This is a genomic window from Pseudomonas sp. 86_A, assembly GCF_017491705.1.
Classification (GTDB): Bacteria; Pseudomonadota; Gammaproteobacteria; order Pseudomonadales; family Pseudomonadaceae; genus Aquipseudomonas; species Aquipseudomonas koreensis.
The window spans coordinates 1-246 of the sequence record NZ_JAFGYS010000234.1; the positions used below are offsets into that span (position 1 = coordinate 1).

General features: G+C 61.0%; 1 protein-coding gene and 1 pseudogene. One reads left to right on the plus strand and one right to left on the minus strand.

The features are described 5' to 3' along the window. Positions 1-101, plus strand: a 101-nt coding sequence (locus J5M57_RS29040) for a hypothetical protein (protein ID WP_243435315.1), incomplete at its 5' end; no start/stop codon positions are given. A gap of 27 nt (positions 102-128) precedes the next feature. On the opposite strand, the pseudogene J5M57_RS28810 reads toward J5M57_RS29040, so the two are convergent. After that, positions 129-246 (minus strand): annotated as a pseudogene (locus J5M57_RS28810) (LysR family transcriptional regulator); the annotation flags it as partial.

Sequence of the window (246 nt, forward strand, 5' to 3'; positions counted from 1 at the left end):
ACAGCGTGGCGGATGAGACCCAGTTGGGCGCGCAGACTTCGCGCAGTCTGGCTGAACTGGGGCAGCGGCTGGGCAAACTCGTAGGCCAGTTCCGTATCTGAAACCCAGTGCAGAACGCTGTGTAGGACTCAGGTTCTGTCCCAGTAGGGGATCTCGCCGAAGCACTCGATGAAGAAATCAATCACCGTACGCACCTTCACTGACAGCCGCCGACTCCCCGGCCACAGCACCGCAATCTGCTGCGGC